The following is a 21,383-nucleotide window of genomic DNA, read 5'->3' as shown; positions in this document are numbered from 1 at the left end:
GCCGCCGGGCGCCGTGGCTCAGGCCGATGCTTCCGCCTTGGCGGCGCAGCCCGGCTTGTCGCAGCCTGCCGGCGTGCAGGCCGAGGCGCCGTCGTTGCCGGCGAGATTGCGCTTGTTGCCGGACTTGAAGTCCGTCTCGTACCAGCCACCGCCGCCGAGCCGGAAGCCGGCGGCCGACATCAGTTTGGCCAGCTTCGCCTTGCCGCAGGCGGGGCACTCGCCGGGGCTTTCGGACACCTTGTGCATGACTTCGGATTCGGCACCGCAGGCGGTGCAGACGTACTCGTAAATCGGCATGATCGACCTCGGATGGACCCGCCCCACCGCAACTGGGGGCGGGACGCGGTATTTTCAAGGCTCGGCCGCGCGCGGTCCAGCCAGCCGCTCAGGCCGGCGGCAACTGCACCACACCGAACCAGAAGTCGCGGATCAGTTCGACCAGCCGGGTGAATTCGAGCACGTCCACCGGCTTGACCAAGTAGCAGTTGGCATGGGCGTCGTAGCAGGCACTGACGTCGCTGTCGGCCTTGGATGTGCTCAGGACGATCACGGGGATCCGCAGGAGCGCCGGATCCTGCTTGATCTCGCGCAGCACGCTGCGCCCGTCAAGCCGCGGCAGGTTCAGATCGAGCAGCACCAGCGCCGGACGCGGGGCCGATTCGTAGCCGCTGCCGCGACGCAGCAGCCGCAGCGCCTGTTCCCCGTCGCGTGCCAGCAGCAATTCGTGCTCGAAGCCGGCCATGCGCAGCACCTCCTGCGCCAGACGGATGTCGGCCGGATTGTCCTCGACCAGCAACAACACCGGAGGCCGTGCGGCGCCGCGCCCATCACTGCTGTGCATTCACGTTCTCCGGACCGATATCCGCCGCGAGGCTACAATGCCCGCCGCAAAAAATCCCGCGCCGCCACTCGACGACCATGCACGACGACCTGCGCCGCGGCGCGCTGCATGCCCTGATCGCCGCCACCGCCTTCTCGGTGATGGGCGTGTGCATCAAGTTCGCAGCGCGCTCGGCCCCCAACGAGGTCGTCGTCTTCATCCGCTGCCTGGTCAGCCTCGCCATCCTGTTGCCGTGGCTGCTGCGCAAGGGGGGCGTCGGCATCCGCACCGCGCGCCTGGGCGGGCACCTGTGGCGCGCCGGCTTCGGCATCCTGGCCATGTACACCTTTTTCTACGCCATCGCCCACCTGCCGCTGGCCGAGGCGATCCTGCTCACCTATTCCACCCCGCTGTGGATTCCGTTCATCGCCTGGGCCTGGATCGGCGAAAGGCCGGCCGCGGTGGCGTTTCCGGCCGCGCTGCTGGGGCTGGTCGGCATCGCGCTGATCGTCAAACCCGGCCTGCATCCCATCGACACCACCGCAGGACTGGTCGGCACCGCCTCGGGCATCCTCGCCGGCTGTGCGATGGTCAGCATCCGCCGCATCTCCGACACCGAGCCCCCGGCACGCATCGTGTTCTACTTCGCGCTGCTGGGGACGGCGATCGCCAGCGTCCCACTGCTGTGGGCCTGGACGGTTCCCGCGCCGACGACGCTGGCCTGGCTGCTCGGCGCCGGCCTGCTGGCGACGGTGGGCCAGATCCACCTGACGCGGGCCTACGGCTGTGCGCCGGCCGCCTTGATCAGCCCGTTCACCTATGCGGCGGTGATCATCTCCGCCGGTCTCGGCTGGTTGTTCTGGGACGAGCGCATCGATGCCTGGTCCGCGCTCGGCGCGCTGCTCGTCGCCGCGACCTGCGTGCTCGTGTCGATACGGGGCCAGGTCGCGCGCACCGCCGGCTGACGCGTTCACGCCGGCGCGTCGAGTGTCTCGATCTCGACCGGAAATTCGGCGGCCAGCCGTGCCGCGAAGTGGCGGTACGCCGCGGCCGCAGCCGCCGGCTCGCCCTTGAAGCCGAATTCGATGTGCCGTGGCCGCGTCGCGTCGCCACGGAACGGCAGGCTCGACAGCCTGATCGACGGGAAGCGCGCGAGCGTGTCTTCCATCAGCGGCAACAGATCACCCTCGCCGCTGGTGCCGACCGCGCGCAGCCGGTATTCGGCCGTTGCGCTCCGCCGCTGCAGATGCGGATAGCGGGCATCGAGCACCCATTCGAGCATCGGCCAGGCCATCTCCGGGAAACCGGGCACGAAATTGCAGTCCTCGACGAAGAAGCCGGCAACCTGGTTCACCGGGTTCGGGATCAGACCGGCGCCGCGCGGGAAATCCGCCATCAGCACACGGTGCGGATGGGCCGCGTCGCCGTACTGGCGGACGATCAGTGCCTCGGCGCCGGCATGCCGTTCGACCGGGACGCCGAAAGCGCGCGCCGCCGCCTGGCGGGTGCGATCGTCCGGCGTCGCGCCGATGCCGCCGCAGGACAGCACCAGATCGCCGCGCGTGCGCGCCCAGATCAGCGCGTCGGCGATGTCGATCTCGTCGTCACCGCGGACCTGCGCCCAGGCCAGTTCCAGGCCGCGCGTGCGCAGGATCTCGATGACGCGTGCGAAGTGCCGGTCCTGTCGTTTGCCCGACAGGATCTCGTCGCCGATGATCAACAGTCCGATGTCCATGCCCGCGCATGATAGACGGACGCCACGCGACGGATGTCCGTGCGGTTCCGGCACGGGCCGCGCATGAGGCGGTCACTGGCCTTTTGTCGGACCGGCGTCCGGTGCCCGGCCGTATCGGCGATACTGCGACGATCAAGACCGATTCCCACGATGGCCGCCTCGGACAACGACAACTCCTGGCAGCTCAAGTACCGCAACGCCACGCAGGAGCACGAGGCGGACCGGCAGCGCTGGGTGTCGATGGATGCCTTGCAGCGGCGCCTCATCGGCCGGCTCTGCGCCGCCGCGCGCGGACTCGACGGCCGGCTCGACGGCGAGCTGGAGCGCCTGACTGCGGCGCTGTCCCGACCGCACAGCTTCGAGCAGCTCGGGCCGCTCGCCGAGTCCGTTTCGCGCGCCGTGGCCCTGCTGCCCGATCGCGGAGTGGCCAGATCCTCGACTCCCGCGCCGATCGGACCGGCGGCGCTGCCCGCGGAGGTCCTCGAGCTGGTGGTCTTCTCTCCCGCGCAGCAGCCGCGCGCGCAGAGCCTGCGCGAGCGGCTCGCGCGCGGTGACGCCTCCGGTGCCGCCGAAGAGTTCGCCGAACTGATCGCGCTCGATCGGGCCGCGCTGCGCAACGAGAAAGTCGCCGCCGAGCGACTGCTCGAACAGGTCACGGCGCGTCTCGACGAGATGGCCGGCTATCTGCAACGCGAATCGCAGAACCGCCAGGCTGCGGCCGCCAGCGGGCAGCGGCTCGATTCGGACCTGCGCGGCGAGATGCAGGCGATCGACGACAGCGTGCGCGCCGCGGTCTCGCTGTCATCGCTGCAGGACCAGGTCCGCCGGCGGCTGGAGCTGATCGGCGAACACCTGCGAAGCTACCAGGAGCGCGAGGCACAGCGGCGCCAGCAGCACGAAGCCGATGCCAGCCGCATGCGCAGCCGTATCGAGGAGCTCGAACGAGGTGCGCAGGCGCTCAGGCAGTCTGCCGAGGAGGGCCAGAAGCTCGCGCTGACCGACGCGCTCACCGGCGCGCCCAACCGCCTCGCCTACGAGCACCGCATCCAGCAGGTGTTCGCCGATGCCGGCGCCGGGACGCCGGTGCTGCTCGCCGTCTGGGACATCGACCACTTCAAGCGGATCAACGACCGCTACGGCCACCCGGCCGGCGACAAGCTGCTGCGGGTGGTTGCGCAGCTACTGCTGCGCAACGTCCGTTCGAGCGATTTCGTCGCCCGCATCGGCGGCGAGGAATTCGTGATGCTGCTGACCGGCACCGGCCGGCATGAGGCACTCGCACGTGCCGACCAACTGCGCAGGACCGTGGAAGGCGCCGGCTTCGCGGCGCGCGGCGAGCGCATCTCGGTCACCGTGTCCTGCGGCCTGGCCGAACTCGTTGCCGGCGACACCCCGGAAAGCCTGTTCGAGCGCGCCGACCGCGCGCTCTACCAGGCCAAGCACCAAGGCCGCAATCGCTGCATCCTCGCCTGAACCGCAGCGCCACCCGGTCCGTGCGTCGCGGGCGGCACGTTCGGCGCGGCCGCGCTACTCCAGCGCCCAGGCGAACTTGTCCACCGCGTTGAAGATGTCGGTCTCGGTGACGATACCGATGATCTTGCCCCCCTGCTCCACCGTCACGCGGCTGAAGTTCGACCGCGACAGGGTCGCCGCCGCCTCACGGATGCTCATCTCGGCCGGCACCGAAACCACCGGACGCGTGCAGATGTCCTTGACGCGTGTGGTCGCCGGATTCTTGCCGGCGTGCACGATCTTGCTGACGATGTCGCGGCGCGTGAGGATGCCCCACTCGCCCTTGCCGTCGGCTTCGACCACGACCGAGCTGATGTCGTTGTCGGTCATCACGTGCATCGCCGTCTCGACCGTTTCGCTGTCGGTCACCGTGATCAGCGCGCGCGTCATCAGGTCGGCGACCGTGTGCGGCACGCGGCCGGTCTCGACCATTTCCTCCATCGGCTGCAGCAGGCGGCGGATCTCGCGCTGCTTGCGCTCCTTGGCCAGCTGCGCCTGCTGCGCCTTGCGCTTGGCCTCCAGGTCCACGCCGCCCTGGATGCGCTCGATCAGCGCATCGGCGAACTGGCTGGTTCCGACCTCCTTGGCGCCGTCGATCTGACGCGCGAAGTCGTAGGTGACGATGCCGTCGGAGACGACTTCGGGATAGACCAGCGTGATCAGGTCCGCGGCCTCCTTCCAGCCCATGTACTCCAGCATCATCACGCCGGAGAACAGCAGCGAGCCCGGATTGACCTTGTTGAGGTTGGCGTACTTGGGTGCGGTGCCGTGCGTCGCCTCGAACACGGCGACGTGGTCGCCGATGTTCGCGCCCGGCGCGATGCCGACGCCGCCGACCTCCGCCGCGATGGCGTCGGACAGGTAGTCGCCATTGAGATTCATCGTCGCGATGACGTCGAACTCCTCCGGACGCAGCAGCATCATCTGGAACATGATGTCGGCGATGCGGTCCTTGATGACGATCTTGCCTTCCGGCTGCTTGCCCTTGTACTCGGCGTACAGCTGTTCCTCGGTGATGGTGACGTTGCCGAATTCCTCGCGCGCCACCTCGTAGCCCCAGTTGCGGAAGGCGCCTTCGGTGAACTTCATGATGTTGCCCTTGTGCACCAGGGTCACCGATTCGCGCCCGTTGTCGATCGCGTACTGGATGGCCTTGCGCACCAGGCGCTTGGTGCCGAACGCGGAGATCGGCTTGACGCCGAGACCGGCGCCGTCGAAGAACTTGGCCTTCATCTCCTCGCGCAGGAACTTGGTCAGCTTCTCGTTCTCCGGCGAGCCGGCCTTGTACTCGATGCCGGTGTACACGTCCTCGGTGTTCTCGCGGAAGATCACCACATCGACCTTGTCCGGACGCTTGAGCGGGCTCGGCACGCCGGCGTAGTGGCGCACCGGGCGCACGCAGGCATACAAGTCCAGGTCCTGGCGCAATGCGACGTTGAGCGAACGGAAGCCGCCGCCGACCGGTGTGGTCAGCGGACCCTTGATCGACACGACCAGGTCGGCCAGCGCCTTGATCGTCTCGTCCGGGCAGTAGTTCCCGTCGTAGAGTCCCGCGGCCTTCTCGCCGAGGTAGGTTTCGCACCAGTGGATCTTGCGCTTGCCGCCGTAGGCCTTCTCGACTGCCGCATCCCAGATGCGCAGGCAGGCCTTGGTGATATCCGGACCGATGCCATCGCCTTCGACATAACCGACGATCGGCTGGTCGGGCACGTGCAGCTGCCCGTTCTTGATGCTGATTTTCTCGCCCGTCGTGGGAATCCTGATATGGCGATACGCGGACATGTTTCGAGTCTCCGAATTTCTTGTGCTGTCGTGCAGTCTGTGAGGCGCTGATTCTACGCTGCTTTGCCCAAGCCGCCGCAAACCGCTAACGTGCGGGCCGAGTCCCGAGGAGCGCATCCATGAAAGCCCTGATCCCGATCGCACCGGGTTCCGAATCGCTGGAAACGGTGACGATGGTGAACGTGCTGCGGCGCGCCGGCGTCGAGGTCACCGTCGCCAGCATCGGCGCGGACCGCGGCGTCGAGGGCACGCGCGGCATCACGCTCGAAGCCGACGCACTGTTCGGGGACGTCGCCGACCAGGACTTCGACCTGATCGCACTGCCCGGCGGCGAAAACGGCGCACGCGCACTCGCGCAATGCGCACCGCTGATGGACAAGCTGCGCACCCAGCGGCTCAACCATCGCTGGTACGGCGCGATCTGCGCGGCGCCGGCACTGGCACTGTCGCCGCACGGCCTGCTCGACGGCAAGCAGGCGACCTGCTACCCCGCGTTTCGCACCGAGCTGCTGCACTACGTCGATCGACCGGTCGTCGTCGATGGCCACTGCATCACCAGTCAGGGCCCGGCGACGGCCATGGCCTTCGCGCTGCAGCTCGTCGAAGCGTTGTGCGGCACTCAGCGCCGCAAGGAGATCGCCGCGGGTTTGCTCTATCCGGTTTGAGCTGGTATCGAAAGGCGGGGCCCTGGATGGCCCCGGTTTGTGCAGACGTACGCTACGCGGCTTTCTTCTCGCCGACCGCTTCCTTGAGCATCTTCTCCAGCTCGCCGGACTGGTGGAGATCCAGCGTGATGTCGCAGCCGCCGATCAGCTCGCCCTTCACGTACAGCTGCGGGAAGGTCGGCCAGTTGGCGAACTTGGGCAGCGCGCGGTAGATCTCCTCGTCCTCGTAGATGTTGACGTAGGCAAACGGCACGCCGCAGGACTTGATCGCCTGGACCGCCCGCGCGGAGAAGCCGCACTGGGGAAAGTCCGGCGTACCCTTCATGTAGATAATGATCGGGTTTTCAGTGACTTGCTTCTTGATACGCTCGAGTGCGTCCATCGAGGTCTCCGTCAAGGGAGTGATAACGGCCGCGGATTATACGCGCGCATGTGAACACCCGGTGAAGCGCTCTGGCCATCGGCAGCCACAATGCGATGATCGGGGCGGATGCGCGGCTTTCAAGTATTGAATTTGACGGTCCCGTCGCCTATTTTGTTGGCCCTTTTGCCCCCTTGTACTCCACAGCCAGAGCCAGACCGAGGACACCATCATGGCCATGACCCTCCCCGAACTCCCCTACGCACGCGACGCGCTGGCGCCGCACATGTCGGCGGAGACGCTGGACTACCACTACGGCAAGCACCACAAAGCCTACGTGGACAACGGCAACAAGCTGATCGCCGGCACGGAGTTCGAGAACATGGCGCTCGAGGACATCGTCAAGAAATCCTCCGGCAAGATCTTCAACAACGCGGCCCAGGTGTGGAACCACACGTTCTTCTGGAACTGCCTGACGCCCAAGCAGACCGGCCCCGGCAAGAAGCTCACCGACGCGCTCGTCAAGGCCTTCGGCGGCGTCGAGGACTTCAAGAAGCAGTTCACCGAATCCGCGCTCGGCAACTTCGGCTCCGGCTGGACCTGGCTGGTGAAGAACGCCGACGGCAGCCTGGCGATCGTCAACACTGCCAACGCCGCGACGCCGCTGACCGAAGGCAAGAAGCCGTTGCTGACCTGCGACGTCTGGGAGCACGCCTACTACATCGACTACCGCAATGCGCGCCCGACGTACCTGGAGCACTTCTGGGCGCTGGTCAACTGGGACTTCGTGGAGAAGAATCTCGCCTGAGTCCGACCCGGTTGCCGACGACCGGAGTTCATCCGGGCCGCGCGAGTGCGCGGCCCTTTTCGTTTGGAGCATCAGTGATGGCAGTCCGGCATTTCCTTCGTCTTTCGGACCTTTCGCCGGCCGAAGCCCGGCAGGTGATCGCGCGTGCGATGGCGCTGCGCGCCCGCCCGGACCCCGCCTTTCGGCCCTTCGTCGGCAAGACGCTGGCGATGATCTTCACCAAGAATTCGACGCGCACGCGCGTCAGCTTCGAGGCCGGCATGGCCAGGTTCGGCGGACATGCGCTGTTCCTGCACGCCGGCACCACCCAGCTCGGCCGCGACGAGCCGATCGCGGACACGGCGAAGGTGCTGTCGCGCATGTGCGACGCGATCATGATCCGCAACGATTCGCAGGCCGACCAGCAGGAACTGGCCACCCATTCGCGCGTGCCCGTGGTCAATGGCCTGTCGGACTCGCATCACCCGTGCCAGTTGCTCGCCGACATGCAGTGCTGGTTCGAACACCGCGGCGATCCGGCTGGCAAGGTCGCGGCCTGGATCGGCGACGGCAACAATGTCTGCCATTCGTGGATCGAAGCAGCACGCCTGTTCGGCTTCACGCTGCGCATCGCGGCGCCTCGCGGTTACGAGCCGGACGCGGCGATCGTCGCTGCCGCCGGCGGGCACGCCGTGCTCGTGGACCATGCCGGCGCGGCCGCGGACGGCGCCGATCTGGTGGTGACCGACACCTGGACCAGCATGGGGCAGGAGGCGGAAACGGCGAAACGGCTCGCTGCCTTCTCCGGCTACCAGGTCGATCGCGCGCTCATGGCGCGCGCGAAGAAGGATGCGGTCTTCATGCACTGCCTGCCGGCACACCGCGGTGAAGAGGTTTCGGCCGACGTCATCGACGGACCGCAATCCGTCGTATGGGACGAAGCCGAGAACCGTCTCTGGGCGCAGATGGCGCTGCTGGAATTCCTGTTTGGCGTCCACTGAAGCCATGCGGATGATCGCGCTGCCGAGCTACGTCAACGACATCGCCGAGACCGTGCGCCGCGCGTTGGCCGAGGATATCGGCGGTGGCGACGTCACCGCGCTGCTCGTACCGGCGGCGCAGCGCGCGCAGGCGCGCGTGATCGCCCGTGAGGCGGCGGTCGTCTGCGGGCGGCCCTGGGTGGACGAGGTGTTCCGTCAGCTCGACCCCGCGGTGACGCTGGACTGGCAGGTGACGGAAGGCGCGACGGTCGCCGCCGGACAGAGCGTGTTCAGGCTGGAAGGTCCGGCACGCGCCCTGCTGACCGGCGAGCGCACCGCCCTCAATTTCCTGCAGACGCTCTCCGGCACCGCCACCGCGGTGCGTCGCTACGCCGATGCCATCGCCGGCACCGGCTGCCAGGTCGCTGACACGCGCAAGACCCTGCCCGGGCTGCGCAACGCACAGAAGTACGCCGTGTTGTGCGGCGGCGGCGTGAACCACCGCATCGGACTGTACGACGGCATCCTGATCAAGGAGAACCACATCGCCGCGGCCGGCGGCATCCGCGCCGCGATCGCGCAGGCGCGCGCGCTCGGCGCCGGCGTGCCACTGATGACCGAGGCGGAGACGCTCGACGAGGTCGATGCGGCGCTGCAGGCCGATGTCGATCTGCTGCTGGTGGACGAGTTCGCAGACGATCAGCTGCGTGAAGCGGTGCAGCGGGTGCGTGCGCATCGTGCGCGCGGCGGGCACACCCTGCTCGAGTACTCCGGCGGCGTGACGCTGCAGACGATCCGTGCGCTGGCCGACACCGGCGTGGATCGCATTTCCGTCGGCGCGATCACCAAGCACCTGCACGCGATCGACCTGTCGATGCGCCTCATCTGAAGCGCACGCACTTCAGGGCATCAGCCTGCGGTGCAGGCGTTCGAACAACGCCGGGTCGCCGCTGGTATGCCATTCGACGCGTCCCTGACGCTGCTGCGGATTCAGCAGGGCATCGCGCTCGAGCAGCCGCCGCACCTGCCGCGCGACCGCCTCGCCCGTATCCAGCAGTCGCACCTGCGGCCCGACGACGGCCTGGATCTGCGGCCGCAGGAACGGATAGTGCGTACAGCCCAGCACCAGCACGTCGGCGCCGGCCGCGACCAGCGGCGCGGTGTACTGGCGGATCAGATCGAGCGTGCGCGGCGTGTCGATCTCGCCGGCCTCGACCTGCTCGACCAGTCCCGGGCACGGTTGCGTGATGACGCGCACGCCGCCGGCGTGCTGCGCGACGAGCCGGTGGAACTTCTCGCCCGCGAGCGCGGCGCCGGTCGCCAGCACACCGACGACGCCGCTGCGGGTCAGTGCCGCTGCGGGCTTGACCGCAGGCTCCATGCCGACGAACGGCGATGGATAGGTCGCGCGCAGATGCTCCACCGCCGCGATCGTCGCGGTATTGCAGGCCACGACGATCAGCTTGGCGCCGCGTGCCAGCAGGAACTCCGTGATCGTCGATGCCCGCGCAACGATTTCCTGGCGTGGCTTGCCGCCGTAAGGGCAATGCCCGCTGTCGGCGTAATAGATCGCATCCTCGGCCGGCAGCAGACGGTGGATCTCGCGCAGCACCGAGATGCCGCCGACGCCGGAGTCGAAGATGCCGATCGGTGCGGCGCTCATGCCACCGTGTCCTGGTGCGGGACCGGACCGGCACCGCGCAGGAAGCGCTCCAGCACCGCGTTGAAGGCATCCGGCTGCTCCAGCGGCAGGCCGTGGTGGGCACCCTTGAACAGATGCAGACGTCCGCGCGGCAAGGCGTGCGCGAACTTCACCGTTTCGTCGTGGCCGAAGTAGTCGTGCTGCGAGGCCGCGACCAGCACCGGCATCTTCAGCTCGTGCAGCCGCTCGATCACCGACCAGCGGCCCAGCGAGGCCAGGGCGGCCAGATAGGTCGCGCGCGTATTGCGCGCACCCCGCGCGATCAGCTTGGCGCGCAGCGGCTCGTGCTGCGGTTCGGGGAACTGGCGCATCGCGCTGATCTCCGCCAGCTTCGCCGGTCCCAGCACGCCCATCACCGCCAGCCGATACAGGAACTCCAGATAGTGCCGGGCCGATTGCGGCCGGAAGCTCGGCACGCTGTTGGCGATCACCAGCCTCTCGATCTTGCCGGGATGAGTCAGCGCATACTGCAGCGCGACTGCGCCGCCCATCGAATGACCGACCAGGCGGAACCGGCTCAGCCCCATCGCATCGACGAAGGCGCCGGTGTCGGCGGCCAGGCGCGCGATGCTCAGCCTCCGTCCTCCCGCCGGCGTCCCGCCGAAGCCGCGGAAATCCGGCGCGAGCACGCGATAGCGCGTGGCGAAGTACGGGATCTGCTGTTCCCAGTCTTCGGAACTGCCGCCCAGACCGTGCAGAAAGACGAGAGGCGGGCCGTGGCCCGCCTCCTGGTAGTTCACGTCGATGTCGTCGATGTGCAGCTTCGGCATCAGCGGCCGCGCCCCCACGACACGGTGCAGAAGCAGTGCGCGTACAGTCCGCGCGGATCGTTGAAGGAAGCCAGCATGCGCTGGACGTCTGCCCGCGCGCGCAGTGCGTCGATCCAGCTCGCCAGGCCCGGCAGCCAGCGGACTTGAATGCGGCCGAAGAACTGCGACAGCAGTTCCGAGGCGAACCCGCGCCGAGGCTGGCGCTCGTCGAGGCGGTAGGCGTCGATCTCCAGTCCGGCCAGCCGCGCCGCGGCATCGGCGGCCTGGTGCAGATCACCGAACTCGTCGATCAGGCCCAGCTCGCGCGCATCCTCGCCACTCCACACACGGCCGCGCGCGACCAGATTGACCCGGTCCAGGGGCAGCTTGCGCGCCGCGGCGACGCCGCCGATGAAATCGTGATAGACCTTTTCCACGCCGAGCTGGATGATCGCTTGGGCTTCCTCGTTGAGCGGGCGGTCGATGCGGAACGCGCCCGCGAGGGCGGTCGTGCCGACCCCGTCGGTGTGGATGCCGAGCTTGGCCAGCGACTTGTCCAGCGTCGGGATCAGGCCGAACACGCCGATCGAGCCGGTGATGGTGGTTTCGTGCGCCCAGATCTGGTCGGTGTCCATCGCCACCCAGTAGCCACCGCTGGCGGCCACGCTGGACATCGACGCCACCACCGGCTTTCCGGCCGCACGCAGGTTCTGCACGCCGCGGCGGATCTGTTCGGCGGCGAACACGCTCCCACCCGGCGAATCGATGCGCAGCACGACGGCCGCGACGTCGTCATCGCGGCGCGCGTCATCGAGCAGGTCGTAGATCGTATCGCCGCCGGCCTGTCCGGCCTGTCCGGGGCCATCGACGATCTCGCCCTGCACCACCACCAGCGCGACCGCCTTGCCCGCCTTCTTCGGCGCCTTCATCGCCGCATGCCGGTGCACCGCGCTGAGGTAATCCCGGTAGTGGATCTGGCGGAAGCTGCCGTGGTCGGGATCCATGCCGACCGTCTCGGCCACGCGCGCACGGAACTCGCTGAGCGTCTCCAGCCGGCTGACCAGACCGCGATCGCGCGCATAGGCCGCAGCATCGCCGCCGCGTTCCTTCATGCCGGCGCGCAGCCCGGCAACGTAATCCGCCGCCGCGGTCTGCGGCAGCTTGCGTCCCGCAGCCACCGCGCGCCCATACGCCCCCCACAGGTCGCCGAGCCAGTCGAGATTGGCCTGCCGTGCCTCGACCGACATGTCATTGCGCGTGAACGGTTCGACCGCGGACTTGTACTCGCCGACGCGGAACACGTGAACCTCGACGCCGAGCTTGTCGAGCGCGTCGCGGAAGTAGTTGTTGTAAAGACTGAATCCCTCGATCTGCACGAAGCCGTAAGGGTCGAGCACGACCTCGTCCGCCTGCGACGCGGCGTAGTAGTGCATCTGGTCGTACCACGGTCCCCAGGCGATGATGCGCTTGCCGGCCGCCTGGAATTCGGCCATGGCCGCGCGCAGCTCATCGAGCTGTGCCAGTCCGGCGCCCCAGAGGCTGTCGAGCTTGAGGACGGCCAGCGTAATGCGGTCGTCGTCGCGCGCCGATTCCAGCGCCTCGATCAGCTCGCGCAGACTCGACTGCGCCGGCATCTCGCCGCTCAGGTTCTCGACGAAGCGCTGCGTCGGATCCTGGTCGATCTGCTCGACCAGCGTGCCGGTCGGCGCCAGCACCAGCGCGACATTGTCCTCGACGACGACCGGCTTGCCGCCGCGCAACGCGAACCAGACCAGGATCACCGCCAGCAGCACGCCGACGATGACGGCAGCACGGTATAGCGTGACGATCGCGCCCCAGACCCAGTCGAACGCGCGGCGCAGCAGGGATTTGCCCTGCGTGGAATTGGATGGACTCATGGACACTCAACCGCGCGCCGCTCAGACGCGCTTCATCACCACCGAGCCGACCGAGTAGCCGGCACCAAACGCGCACAGCACGCCGACATCGCCGCTGCGCAGATCATCCTGATACTTGTGAAACGCGATGACCGACCCCGCAGAACTGGTGTTGGCATACTCGTCGAGGATCACCGGCGCCTCGGCAGCGTCCGGTTCGCGCCCTAAGACCCGCTTGGCGATCAACTGGTTCATGCCCAGATTGGCCTGGTGCAGCCAGAACCGACGGACGCTGGCCGGCTCGATGCCCAGGTCGCCGAGGTGACCGATCATCAGTTCCGCGGCCAGCGGCACGACCTCCTTGAAGACCTTGCGCCCTTCCTGATGGAACAGCACGTCGTCCCAGGGGCGCTGCGGCCGTTCGCAGGCATTGAGGAAGCCGAAGTTGTTGCGGATGTTGTTGGAAAACTGCGTGCGCAGGCGGGTGCCGAGTACGTCGAACCGCCGCGCCGAGCGGGCCTCCGCGGCCGGCTCGACCAGCACCGCCGTTGCCGCATCGCCGAAGATGAAATGGCAATCGCGGTTGCGCCAGTTCAGGTGGCCGCTGCAGATCTCCGGGCTGACCACGAGCGCGGCGCGTGCGTTGCCCATGCGGACCGCATCGACCGCGGCCTGGATGCCGAACGCCGCCGAGGCGCAGGCGACGTTCATGTCGTAGGCATATCCACCGGCGCCGAGGAAGTGCTGGATCTCCACCGCGATCGCCGGGTAGCCACGCTGCATGTTGGAGCAGGCGACGATCACCAGATCGACGTCGCCGGCCTCGCGGCCAGCCCTGGCAAGCGCCTCGCGCGCCGCGGTGACCCCCATCTCGCACATTAGCGAGGGCTCGTCGTCCGCGCGCAGCGGGATGCGCGGGCGCATGGAATCGAGATCGAGGATGCCGTCCCGATCGACGACGTGGCGCGAGCGGATGCCCGAAGCCTTGAAGATGAACTCGCTGGACGAGGCCTGCAGCGCAGGCACGCTGCCCGCGGCGATCGCGGCGGCATTGTCACGGTTGTAGCGCTCGACCCAGGCGTTGTAGCACGCGACCAGTTCGTCGTTGGAAATCGACTGTGGCGGCGTGTAAAGACCGGTGCCGGTGATGGCGGCTTGGATCATGTGGATGGACTGTTCCCAGGGACGGTCAGTTTACTCCACCGTCCAGCCCGCTCTCTCGACCGCCTGCTGCACGACCTCGCGTGTCGTCCGCTCGCGGCGCACGCTCAGGTGCGAACCCTGGTACCAGCACACCGGCACGTCCCAGTGCCGGCCCAGCGCCAGCGGATGACTCGGCAGCACGATACGGTCACCGGCGGCAGCGAACACGTGTAGCTGACGGCGCTCCGGCAGCGGCGCGAAACTCAGCGGCGACACTGGCGACAGCAGGTGACGATAGGCCGCCTCGTCGAGCCCCTGCGACACCAGATAGCGCAGGTGCATCGGCGGCAGGAAGCGCCACAGCGCGGCGGCGAAGTCGATCACCGGGATGCCGGCGACGACGAAGTCGAGCCTGCGCTCGAACCCGGCCAGCAGCGCGGCGTTGTATCCGCCCAGCGAGAATCCGAGCACGCCGATCCGCGGCTCGTCTTCCTGCGCGCGCAGCCAGGCCAGCGTGCGGCGCAGGTCCCACAGCGCCTGCATCTGCGCATAGACCAGATCCAGCAGGTCGCCGTCGAGGAAGCGATCGCCGGACCGCCAGCCGGGGCTGCGCGGGCCGTGCAGCGGCAACACCGGGAGCACGAGATTGAAGCCGAGGCGGTGGTGCAGCCAGCCCGGCGAGAACAGGCTCAGGTCCAGCCACGGCACACCCATGCGGTAGCCGTGCAGACACAGCAGCCACGGGCGCCTGCGGCCGCGATGCCGCAGCACGCGCACGTGGCAGCTGCGATTGGCCTCGTAATCGGCCCAGCGCGCCGCGCCGGGCAGCTCGGCGGGCAGCTGGAATCCGCTGTCGAAGCGCAGGTTCTCGTAGTCGATGCCCCACAGGCGGCGTGACTCCGCGAACACCTCGTCCGGCGGCGGTGGCGCAGCGTGCATCCGCGCCGGATCGGCATCCCAGCCGTGCGCACGGTAGTGCGCCTCCAGTTGCCGGGCGTCGCCGCACATGCGTTCCGCGTCACGGCCACTGGGCACCCGCGCGGTGCAGACGAAGTATCCGAGCAGCGCCTCGTCGAGCCCGGCCTTCAGATCCATCGACGAGCCGATCTGCGGCGGCTGCGCACCTTCGTAGAGCGGCTCGAAACGCAGCCCCAGACGTCCGGCCGCAAGCAGGCTGGACAAGGAGCCGAGCAGCGCATAGAACGCCGTCGCCAGATCGGCGGCGTACCAGGCGAACGGGAACAGCAACGCGCCGAGCGCCCCGCCGCCGGCGATCAGGCCGAGAATGCGCGGATCGCCCGGCATCAAGGCCAGAGCCAGCCCCGATGACAGCAGCAGCGCCCCCGGCAACAGCGCCCACAGCAGCCAGGCGCCGCCGTCGCCGGCGAACAGCCAGTACAGCCCGGCGGCGATCGGCACCAGGCTCAGCCATTCATGCTGCCGCGGCGCCTGCAACTGCACGCTCACGAGCCGAGCACCTTCACGAGCAACATCGCACCGACGACGACGCCCAGGACGCTGAGGATCTGCGCCGGCCACATCCAGGCGGCCTGCCGCCGCTGTGCCCACCAGGACATCGCGGCAAACGCGCTCAGCACCCAGAAGATCGCGGTCACCGCCAGCAGGCTCGGCCATTCCTCGCGCATCTGCGGCGAGGACTCCAGGTTCACGTAGTACATGAGGCAGACCACGCCCAGCGTCACGGCGAAGGTCACCGTCAGCGCCAGCAGCACGGCGCTGGCGATCTGCAGCGCCTTCATCGGCGGGGCCGGCGACGCGCGCCGAGTGGCAGCAGATGTCCGACGACCTGCGGGCTGGTCAGGCCGGTCTTGACCAACAGCTTGACGAAGCCGCGGATGATGCGGTCGCGGTTCTTGAACACGGAATCGACCATGGGCACCTTGCGTTCGCGGATCGGCGTCACCTGATCACCGGCTTCGTCGCCGAAGCGGAAGCTGACGGTCAGCTCGACTTCGAGCGGATCGCCCTTGCGCAGGCGCTCGCGACGGCCGCGTGGCTTGATCTCCGCATCGGCTCTCTTTCTTATCATGCGCGCTCCGTCCACCCTGCCTGCCGCCATGACCGACGCTCCGCAGCCTCCGACAGCCTCTCCGGCCACCGCCGAGCGGCTCGTCTGCTTCGCCCACGGCAAGGAAAGCGGCCCTTGGGGGCTGAAGATCACCCGCCTTGCGCAGATCGCCCGTCAACAGGGCTGCGAGATCCTCAGCCCGGATTATAGTCACACGCCCGACCCGCGCGTCCGCGTCGCGCAGCTCGTCGGCCTGAAGCCGCAGGCGCGTCGCCTGGTGCTGGTCGGATCCAGCATGGGCGGCTATGTCTCGGCGATGGCCTGCGCGCAGCTGCGCCCGCACGCACTGTTCCTGATGGCGCCGGCGCTGTACTTCCCCGGCTGGGACGAGGAACCGGAGGACATCCCTTCCCTGTGCAGCGTCGTGCATGGCTGGCACGACGACATCGTGCCGGCCGAGCGCGCGCTGCGCTTCGCCCGACGCCACCGCGCCGAACTGCATCTGATCGATGCCGAGCACACGCTCAACGCGCGCATCGATACCGTTGCCGTGCTGTTCGACGACTTCCTCGCCCGCGCGCTGGCCTCATGACCGATCCTGCGCTGCGCGCCGCCTATCGCAGCGCCCGCTACCGGATCGACTGCGGAACGCAGTGGATCGAACGGCGCATCGGCCGGATCGACGCATCCGCCGACGCGGCGCTGACGGCCGCCGGCTGCCGGAGTCACTGGCATGTCCTGACGCCCTGCAATCCGCGCTCCCGGCGCCTGAGCGACGCGGACAATGCGTCGCGCGTCGCGGCGCTGCGCACCGAGCTCACGCGATATGGCTGGATCGCACTGCCCGCGCTCAACACGGATGAAGAGGGCCGTTGGCAGGAACCCGGATTCTGCATCCTCGACGCTCCGCAAACCCGCGTCGTCGAACTGGCCGCGTACTACGGCCAGCTCGCCATCGTCGCCGGTACGCCGGGCGCCGCGCCCACCCTGCTGTGGATCGGAACCTCTGCCTGAGGCCGCTCAGGCGACGACCTCGCGGATCGCGGCGGCCGCCTGTTCGAGATCATCCGTCGTGTTGTAGATGTGCGGACACAGGCGCAGCCGCAACCGGTCGGCGCGCGGATCGACCTGTTCCGGGCTGCCGAGCACGCGATTGCGGTGCACGAATGCCGCCGAGATGCGGTGCTGCTCGTACAGGGCGCGGAACACCGCGAAGGCACGGCGACCCTCGCCCACATCGGCGACGACGACGCCGTGCTGCAGATGCGGCGCCTCGCTGCCGGGCACGCGCACGCCCGCGGACTCCAGCGCGCTGCGCAGCCGGGTCGCCAGTTCGCCGATGCGCCGCTCGATGCGCACCGCACCCACGGCCTGCTGATGCTCCAGCGCGGTGACCAGGCCGGCGACGGCGGCGTCGTGGCGCTGACCGAGGCTCTCGAAACGCAGTGCGCTGTCGGGCAAGGCGTCCTCGGGATACTCGAAGTGCAGATCGTAACCGAGCGTACCGGGCCACAGCCGCGCGGCCGACTCGCGGCGCACGTAGAGGATCCCCAGCTCGCGCGGACCACAGAGCCACTTGTGCGCACTCGCCGCAAAGCTGTCGCAGCCCATGCGCTGCAGATCCAGCGCGGTCGCGCCCCAGGACTGCGCACCATCGACGTGGATGAACACGTCGCGCCGCTGCGCGCGGATCGCCGCGCACAGCTCCGCGACCGGCAGGCGCAGGCCCGAGATATTCGAGATCTCCGAAAACGTCACGACGCGCGTGCGCGGGCTCAGCTGCGCCAGGAAGGCTTCGACGACCTGATCGGTGCCGCGCACCGCTTCCGGCAGGCGCACGACGCGCAGTGCGAACGGCCTGCGCTGGCGGCGGTAACCCCAGCTGCGGTTGTTGCTGTGATGGTTCTCGTCCCAGATCACCACTTCGTCGGTGGCATCCAGGTCGATTCCCTGGACGATGATCGAGTTCGCCTCGCTGGTGTTGCGCACCAGTGCGAGGTCGTCGGCCGATGCGACGCCCAGGGACGCGGCGAGCAGTGCCTTCGCGCGCCGGCGCTCGACGCCGAGAAACAGCTCGCGGTGGTGAAACGACGGATCGCGGTCGAGCTGCGCCGCAGCCTCGGCGACCCGCAGCCGCACGGTGCGCCACGGCGGCGCGAGATTGGCGGCGTTCATCGGAATCCGCGGTTCGGGCGCATCGCTGAAATCGAAACCGGCGCGCACCGCGCCCCAGGGTTCTTCGGCGCTCAGCGGCATCAATGTGTCATCGCGGCTCAGCACGTGGCGCACCGCCAGCGCGCCGGTGCCCGCCAGGGTCCAGCCGATCAGTTGACGACGCGTCGCCATGGGCGCTCCGCTCCGGGTTCCTTGCTATCGTAGCGCCTGCGATGCACGCACCCGACTGGCTCCTGACCTTGCAGTGGACCGCGCTGTTCGCGGTGCGCATGTTCGCAGGCGCCGGCCCCGCGGCGCCGCTCACTATCGGTGCCGCGCTCGCGGCCGGGTGGTTCGTCACCGCGGGACCGGCGCGACACCGCGGCGCGAACGCGATCCGCGCAATGATCCTGCTGCTCGCCGCTACGATCACCGCCGTGCTCGTGACCGCCTTGTCCGCCTGTCCGCTGACCGGCGATCGCATACTCGCCGCGCAGCTGCGGCACGGCATCGCCGACACCGCACTGCTCCTGCTCGCCGGCGCCGGCCTGTCCGCGGCCGCCGGCCTGGCGGGGTCGCTACGCGCGACTCATGCGCGTCGCGGCCACGGCGCGTAGGCGCGGAACTCGGGCGGCATCCGCCGCGGCCGGCCGGTCTTCATGTCCACGCAGACCCACTGCGTCTGCCCGCGCAGCACGGTCCTGCGATCCGATTCGCGCAGAATCTGGTAGCGCCGCCACATCGACAGGCGAAAGTCGTTCTCGTGCACCCAGGTCGCCAGCCACAGGCGATCACCGGCGAAGGTCGGTGCGAGGTAGTCCAGTTCGTGCCGGCGCGCGACGCAGCCGGCGCCGAGTCGCTCGTAGGCGGAGAAGTCGAGGCCCAGGCTGACGGAATGTCCCCAGGCCACCTGCTCCAGCCAGGACAGATAAACGACGTTGTTGGTATGCCCGAAGCGGTCCAGGTGCTCCGTGGCGACCACCACCGGCTCGACATACGGCCGCTCGACGTCCCATTCCGCTGCCGCAACGATCTCTGCCTCGTTCATGTCCTGTCCTGTCGATCCTGCCGACAGCTTACCCTGCGCCCGCCGCCGGACATCCGTTGCGACGCCCGTCGCAGCGCGCGTACAATTCATTTCGTACCAAATCAGTCTGTTTTATGCTGAAACTCAGCAAACTCGCCGATTACGCCACCGTGCTGATGACCCTCATCGCGCGCGACGCCACGCGCGTGCACACCGGCCAGGAACTCGCCGAGCGCAGCGGTGTTCCGGCACCCACCGTCGCCAAGCTGCTGAAGTCGCTGGCGCGCGGCGGCCTGCTGCAGTCCCTGCGCGGCGCACGGGGCGGTTACCGGCTGGCGCGCGCACCGGCGCGCATCTCGGTCGCCGACATCATCGCCGCGCTCGAAGGCCCGATCGGCGTGACGGAATGCGCGACGCATCCGGGCGGCTGCACGCTCGAATCGGGCTGTACGACGCGTGCCAACTGGCGCTTGATCAATGCTGCGATCCGCCACGCCCTCGAAGCGGTCACGCTCGACCGCATGGCCTTGCCGCTGCCGAAGGCGCGCGACGAGTTCCCGCTGACCTTCCATCGGCCTTCGGCGCAGGTCTGAACCATGTCCGCGCAATCCCAGGACGTCCACAGCCTCGTCAAGAACCGCAGCTATGACGCCGGCTTCGTCACCGACATCGCATCGGAGACCCTGCCGCCCGGCCTCGACGAGAACGTGATCCGTGCGATCTCGGCACGCAAGCAGGAACCCGACTGGCTGCTGGAATTCCGCCTCAGGGCCTACCGGCGCTGGCTGAGGATGAGCGAGCCGCGCTGGGCGCACGTGCAGTACCCGCCGATCGACTACCAGGCGATCTCCTACTACTCGGCGCCGAAGTCGATGAAGGACCGGCCGAAGTCGCTGGACGAGGTCGATCCCAAGTTGCTGGAGACCTACAACAAGCTCGGCATCCCGCTCAAGGAGCAGGAGATGCTCGCCGGCGTTCAGCCGCAGGTCGCGGTCGATGTCGTGTTCGATTCGGTATCGGTCGGTACGACCTTCCGCAGAAAGCTGGCCGAGGCCGGCGTGATCTTCTGCTCGATCTCCGAAGCGGTGCAGGAACACCCGGAACTGGTCCGGAAGTACCTCGGCTCGGTCGTGCCGTTCGGCGACAACTTCTACGCCGCGCTCAACTCCGCCGTGTTCACCGACGGATCCTTCGTGTTCATCCCCAAGGGCGTGCGCTGCCCGATGGAGCTGTCCACCTACTTCCGCATCAACGAGCGCAACACCGGCCAGTTCGAACGCACCCTGATCATCGCCGAGGAAGGCAGCCACGTCTCGTACCTGGAGGGCTGCACCGCGCCGCAGCGCGACGAGAACCAGCTGCACGCCGCGGTCGTCGAGCTGGTCGCGCTCGACGACGCCGAGATCAAGTACTCGACCGTGCAGAACTGGTACCCCGGCGACGAGGAAGGCCGCGGCGGCATCTACAACTTCGTCACCAAGCGCGGCGACTGCCGCGGCAAGCGCAGCAAGATCTCGTGGACCCAGGTCGAGACCGGCTCGGCGATCACCTGGAAGTACCCGAGCTGCATCCTGCGCGGCGACGACTCGGTCGGCGAGTTCTACTCGGTCGCGCTGACCCATCACCGCCAGCAGGCCGACACCGGCACCAAGATGATCCACGTCGGCAGGAACACGCGCTCGACGATCGTTTCGAAGGGCATTTCCGCCGGCCACGGCCAGCAGTCCTACCGCGGGCTGGTGCGCGTGCTCGAATCCGCCGAGAACGCGCGCAACTACACGCAGTGCGACTCGCTGCTGATCGGCGACCAGTGCGGCGCGCACACCTTCCCGTACACCGAGATCCGCAACCCGAGCGCGATCCTCGAACACGAGGCGACGACCTCGAAGATCAGCGACGACCAGCTGTTCTATGCCCGCTCGCGCGGCATCGGCGAGGAAGACGCCGTGTCGATGATCGTCAATGGCTTCTGCAAGCAGGTGTTCAAGGAGCTGCCGATGGAGTTCGCCGTCGAGGCGCAGAAACTGCTGCAGGTCTCGCTGGAAGGGGCCGTGGGGTGA

25 protein-coding genes are annotated in these 21,383 nt (G+C 68.3%); 11 read left to right on the top strand and 14 right to left on the bottom strand.

All coding sequences use genetic code 11. The features are described 5' to 3' along the window. Positions 1–18: 18 nt before the first annotated feature. Positions 19–297 (bottom strand): FmdB family zinc ribbon protein, encoded by a 279-nt coding sequence (locus AAG565_RS02800; protein ID WP_348818023.1) that lies wholly within the window; start codon positions 295–297, stop codon positions 19–21. Positions 298–385: 88 nt separating this feature from the next. Then, positions 386–841, bottom strand: coding sequence for a response regulator (locus tag AAG565_RS02795; RefSeq protein ID WP_348818022.1), 456 nt, complete (start codon positions 839–841; stop codon positions 386–388). A gap of 77 nt (positions 842–918) precedes the next feature. Between AAG565_RS02795 and AAG565_RS02790 the strand changes: the two genes are divergently transcribed. Further along, entirely contained in the window at positions 919–1,785 is an 867-nt protein-coding gene (locus tag AAG565_RS02790) for a DMT family transporter (RefSeq protein WP_348818021.1), read from the top strand. A gap of 5 nt (positions 1,786–1,790) precedes the next feature. On the opposite strand, the gene AAG565_RS02785 is transcribed toward AAG565_RS02790, so the two are convergent. Next, positions 1,791–2,555, bottom strand: coding sequence for a molybdopterin-binding protein (locus AAG565_RS02785; RefSeq protein ID WP_348818020.1), 765 nt, complete (start codon positions 2,553–2,555; stop codon positions 1,791–1,793). A 150-nt stretch (positions 2,556–2,705) separates the two neighbouring features. Here AAG565_RS02785 and AAG565_RS02780 point away from each other — a divergent pair, with 150 nt between their 5' ends. Beyond that, entirely contained in the window at positions 2,706–4,028 is a 1,323-nt protein-coding gene (locus AAG565_RS02780; protein ID WP_348818019.1) for a diguanylate cyclase, read from the top strand. A gap of 54 nt (positions 4,029–4,082) precedes the next feature. Here the strand turns inward: AAG565_RS02780 and icd are convergent, their stop codons facing one another. Next, positions 4,083–5,849, bottom strand: coding sequence for an isocitrate dehydrogenase (NADP(+)) (gene icd, locus AAG565_RS02775; protein WP_348818018.1), 1,767 nt, complete (start codon positions 5,847–5,849; stop codon positions 4,083–4,085). A 119-nt stretch (positions 5,850–5,968) separates the two neighbouring features. Here icd and AAG565_RS02770 point away from each other — a divergent pair, with 119 nt between their 5' ends. Beyond that, positions 5,969–6,514, top strand: coding sequence for a DJ-1 family glyoxalase III (locus AAG565_RS02770; protein ID WP_348818017.1), 546 nt, complete (start codon positions 5,969–5,971; stop codon positions 6,512–6,514). Positions 6,515–6,566: 52 nt separating this feature from the next. On the opposite strand, the gene grxD is transcribed toward AAG565_RS02770, so the two are convergent. Further along, the gene (gene grxD, locus AAG565_RS02765; RefSeq protein WP_348818016.1) at positions 6,567–6,896 is read right to left on the bottom strand and encodes a Grx4 family monothiol glutaredoxin; all 330 of its coding nucleotides are present in this window, start codon (positions 6,894–6,896) and stop codon (positions 6,567–6,569) included. Positions 6,897–7,107: 211 nt separating this feature from the next. Between grxD and AAG565_RS02760 the strand changes: the two genes are divergently transcribed. The 3 genes from AAG565_RS02760 to nadC all read left to right on the top strand — a co-directional run bounded on the left by AAG565_RS02760 (position 7,108) and on the right by nadC (position 9,531). Continuing rightward, the gene (locus AAG565_RS02760) at positions 7,108–7,683 is read left to right on the top strand and encodes a Fe-Mn family superoxide dismutase (protein ID WP_348818015.1); all 576 of its coding nucleotides are present in this window, start codon (positions 7,108–7,110) and stop codon (positions 7,681–7,683) included. A gap of 77 nt (positions 7,684–7,760) precedes the next feature. Next, positions 7,761–8,663, top strand: a complete 903-nt coding sequence (argF, locus tag AAG565_RS02755; protein ID WP_348818014.1) for an ornithine carbamoyltransferase — start codon at positions 7,761–7,763, stop codon at positions 8,661–8,663. Positions 8,664–8,667: 4 nt separating this feature from the next. Beyond that, positions 8,668–9,531, top strand: a complete 864-nt coding sequence (gene nadC / locus AAG565_RS02750) for a carboxylating nicotinate-nucleotide diphosphorylase (protein ID WP_348818013.1) — start codon at positions 8,668–8,670, stop codon at positions 9,529–9,531. Between the two features lie 12 nt (positions 9,532–9,543). On the opposite strand, the gene murI is transcribed toward nadC, so the two are convergent. The 7 genes from murI to AAG565_RS02715 are packed head-to-tail and all read right to left on the bottom strand — an operon-like array spanning position 9,544 to position 16,163. After that, entirely contained in the window at positions 9,544–10,305 is a 762-nt protein-coding gene (murI, locus tag AAG565_RS02745; protein ID WP_348818012.1) for a glutamate racemase, read from the bottom strand. Then, a complete protein-coding gene (locus AAG565_RS02740) occupies positions 10,302–11,114 on the bottom strand; it encodes an alpha/beta hydrolase (RefSeq protein ID WP_348818011.1) in 813 nt (270 codons plus the stop codon). Before AAG565_RS02740 ends, murI begins: the two co-directional genes overlap by 4 nt. Further along, a complete protein-coding gene (gene sppA / locus AAG565_RS02735; RefSeq protein WP_348818010.1) occupies positions 11,114–12,991 on the bottom strand; it encodes a signal peptide peptidase SppA in 1,878 nt (625 codons plus the stop codon). The genes AAG565_RS02740 and sppA overlap by 1 nt, the downstream gene beginning before the upstream one ends. A gap of 21 nt (positions 12,992–13,012) precedes the next feature. Then, complete coding sequence (locus AAG565_RS02730) at positions 13,013–14,134, bottom strand: beta-ketoacyl-ACP synthase III (protein WP_348818009.1); 1,122 nt, start codon at positions 14,132–14,134, stop codon at positions 13,013–13,015. A 30-nt stretch (positions 14,135–14,164) separates the two neighbouring features. Continuing rightward, entirely contained in the window at positions 14,165–15,580 is a 1,416-nt protein-coding gene (locus AAG565_RS02725) for a hypothetical protein (protein WP_348818008.1), read from the bottom strand. Then, positions 15,577–15,873 (bottom strand): hypothetical protein, encoded by a 297-nt coding sequence (locus AAG565_RS02720; RefSeq protein WP_348818007.1) that lies wholly within the window; start codon positions 15,871–15,873, stop codon positions 15,577–15,579. Before AAG565_RS02720 ends, AAG565_RS02725 begins: the two co-directional genes overlap by 4 nt. After that, the gene (locus AAG565_RS02715) at positions 15,870–16,163 is read right to left on the bottom strand and encodes a hypothetical protein (RefSeq protein ID WP_348818006.1); all 294 of its coding nucleotides are present in this window, start codon (positions 16,161–16,163) and stop codon (positions 15,870–15,872) included. The genes AAG565_RS02720 and AAG565_RS02715 overlap by 4 nt, the downstream gene beginning before the upstream one ends. Before the next feature lie 28 nt (positions 16,164–16,191). Here AAG565_RS02715 and AAG565_RS02710 point away from each other — a divergent pair, with 28 nt between their 5' ends. Both AAG565_RS02710 and AAG565_RS02705 read left to right on the top strand, forming a co-directional pair. Next, complete coding sequence (locus AAG565_RS02710) at positions 16,192–16,734, top strand: alpha/beta fold hydrolase (protein WP_348818005.1); 543 nt, start codon at positions 16,192–16,194, stop codon at positions 16,732–16,734. Next, positions 16,731–17,156 (top strand): DUF3293 domain-containing protein, encoded by a 426-nt coding sequence (locus AAG565_RS02705; RefSeq protein WP_348818004.1) that lies wholly within the window; start codon positions 16,731–16,733, stop codon positions 17,154–17,156. The genes AAG565_RS02710 and AAG565_RS02705 overlap by 4 nt, the downstream gene beginning before the upstream one ends. A gap of 6 nt (positions 17,157–17,162) precedes the next feature. Here the strand turns inward: AAG565_RS02705 and AAG565_RS02700 are convergent, their stop codons facing one another. Then, on the bottom strand, positions 17,163–18,488 hold the full coding sequence (locus AAG565_RS02700) for an aminotransferase class V-fold PLP-dependent enzyme (protein WP_348818003.1): 1,326 nt from the start codon (positions 18,486–18,488) through the stop codon (positions 17,163–17,165). Between the two features lie 41 nt (positions 18,489–18,529). Here AAG565_RS02700 and AAG565_RS02695 point away from each other — a divergent pair, with 41 nt between their 5' ends. Continuing rightward, the gene (locus AAG565_RS02695) at positions 18,530–18,913 is read left to right on the top strand and encodes a hypothetical protein (RefSeq protein ID WP_348818002.1); all 384 of its coding nucleotides are present in this window, start codon (positions 18,530–18,532) and stop codon (positions 18,911–18,913) included. Here the strand turns inward: AAG565_RS02695 and AAG565_RS02690 are convergent. After that, positions 18,886–19,344: a thioesterase family protein gene (locus AAG565_RS02690; RefSeq protein ID WP_348818001.1), complete on the bottom strand. Its 459-nt coding sequence runs from the start codon at positions 19,342–19,344 to the stop codon at positions 18,886–18,888. The genes AAG565_RS02695 and AAG565_RS02690 overlap by 28 nt on opposite strands. Before the next feature lie 113 nt (positions 19,345–19,457). Between AAG565_RS02690 and AAG565_RS02685 the strand changes: the two genes are divergently transcribed. Next, a complete protein-coding gene (locus AAG565_RS02685; protein ID WP_348818000.1) occupies positions 19,458–19,916 on the top strand; it encodes an SUF system Fe-S cluster assembly regulator in 459 nt (152 codons plus the stop codon). Positions 19,917–19,919: 3 nt separating this feature from the next. Then, complete coding sequence (sufB, locus tag AAG565_RS02680; RefSeq protein WP_348817999.1) at positions 19,920–21,383, top strand: Fe-S cluster assembly protein SufB; 1,464 nt, start codon at positions 19,920–19,922, stop codon at positions 21,381–21,383.

Source organism: Fontimonas sp. SYSU GA230001, assembly GCF_040066175.1.
In the GTDB taxonomy this organism is placed as follows: Bacteria; Pseudomonadota; Gammaproteobacteria; order Nevskiales; family Nevskiaceae; genus Solimonas.
This window is presented reverse-complemented; position numbering and strand designations above follow the sequence as displayed.

What these genes read in the sequence shown, in the direction of transcription:
- AAG565_RS02800 (WP_348818023.1), bottom strand. Translation starts at nt 297, where the DNA reads ATGCCGATTTACGAGTACGTCTGCACCGCCTGCGGTGCCGAATCCGAA.
- AAG565_RS02795 (WP_348818022.1), bottom strand. Translation starts at nt 841, where the DNA reads ATGCACAGCAGTGATGGGCGCGGCGCCGCACGGCCTCCGGTGTTGTTG.
- AAG565_RS02790 (WP_348818021.1), top strand. Translation starts at nt 919, where the DNA reads ATGCACGACGACCTGCGCCGCGGCGCGCTGCATGCCCTGATCGCCGCC.
- AAG565_RS02785 (WP_348818020.1), bottom strand. Translation starts at nt 2,555, where the DNA reads ATGGACATCGGACTGTTGATCATCGGCGACGAGATCCTGTCGGGCAAA.
- AAG565_RS02780 (WP_348818019.1), top strand. Translation starts at nt 2,706, where the DNA reads ATGGCCGCCTCGGACAACGACAACTCCTGGCAGCTCAAGTACCGCAAC.
- icd (WP_348818018.1), bottom strand. Translation starts at nt 5,849, where the DNA reads ATGTCCGCGTATCGCCATATCAGGATTCCCACGACGGGCGAGAAAATC.
- AAG565_RS02770 (WP_348818017.1), top strand. Translation starts at nt 5,969, where the DNA reads ATGAAAGCCCTGATCCCGATCGCACCGGGTTCCGAATCGCTGGAAACG.
- grxD (WP_348818016.1), bottom strand. Translation starts at nt 6,896, where the DNA reads ATGGACGCACTCGAGCGTATCAAGAAGCAAGTCACTGAAAACCCGATC.
- AAG565_RS02760 (WP_348818015.1), top strand. Translation starts at nt 7,108, where the DNA reads ATGGCCATGACCCTCCCCGAACTCCCCTACGCACGCGACGCGCTGGCG.
- argF (WP_348818014.1), top strand. Translation starts at nt 7,761, where the DNA reads ATGGCAGTCCGGCATTTCCTTCGTCTTTCGGACCTTTCGCCGGCCGAA.
- nadC (WP_348818013.1), top strand. Translation starts at nt 8,668, where the DNA reads ATGCGGATGATCGCGCTGCCGAGCTACGTCAACGACATCGCCGAGACC.
- murI (WP_348818012.1), bottom strand. Translation starts at nt 10,305, where the DNA reads ATGAGCGCCGCACCGATCGGCATCTTCGACTCCGGCGTCGGCGGCATC.
- AAG565_RS02740 (WP_348818011.1), bottom strand. Translation starts at nt 11,114, where the DNA reads ATGCCGAAGCTGCACATCGACGACATCGACGTGAACTACCAGGAGGCG.
- sppA (WP_348818010.1), bottom strand. Translation starts at nt 12,991, where the DNA reads ATGAGTCCATCCAATTCCACGCAGGGCAAATCCCTGCTGCGCCGCGCG.
- AAG565_RS02730 (WP_348818009.1), bottom strand. Translation starts at nt 14,134, where the DNA reads ATGATCCAAGCCGCCATCACCGGCACCGGTCTTTACACGCCGCCACAG.
- AAG565_RS02720 (WP_348818007.1), bottom strand. Translation starts at nt 15,873, where the DNA reads ATGAAGGCGCTGCAGATCGCCAGCGCCGTGCTGCTGGCGCTGACGGTG.
- AAG565_RS02715 (WP_348818006.1), bottom strand. Translation starts at nt 16,163, where the DNA reads ATGATAAGAAAGAGAGCCGATGCGGAGATCAAGCCACGCGGCCGTCGC.
- AAG565_RS02710 (WP_348818005.1), top strand. Translation starts at nt 16,192, where the DNA reads ATGACCGACGCTCCGCAGCCTCCGACAGCCTCTCCGGCCACCGCCGAG.
- AAG565_RS02705 (WP_348818004.1), top strand. Translation starts at nt 16,731, where the DNA reads ATGACCGATCCTGCGCTGCGCGCCGCCTATCGCAGCGCCCGCTACCGG.
- AAG565_RS02700 (WP_348818003.1), bottom strand. Translation starts at nt 18,488, where the DNA reads ATGGCGACGCGTCGTCAACTGATCGGCTGGACCCTGGCGGGCACCGGC.
- AAG565_RS02695 (WP_348818002.1), top strand. Translation starts at nt 18,530, where the DNA reads ATGCACGCACCCGACTGGCTCCTGACCTTGCAGTGGACCGCGCTGTTC.
- AAG565_RS02690 (WP_348818001.1), bottom strand. Translation starts at nt 19,344, where the DNA reads ATGAACGAGGCAGAGATCGTTGCGGCAGCGGAATGGGACGTCGAGCGG.
- AAG565_RS02685 (WP_348818000.1), top strand. Translation starts at nt 19,458, where the DNA reads ATGCTGAAACTCAGCAAACTCGCCGATTACGCCACCGTGCTGATGACC.
- sufB (WP_348817999.1), top strand. Translation starts at nt 19,920, where the DNA reads ATGTCCGCGCAATCCCAGGACGTCCACAGCCTCGTCAAGAACCGCAGC.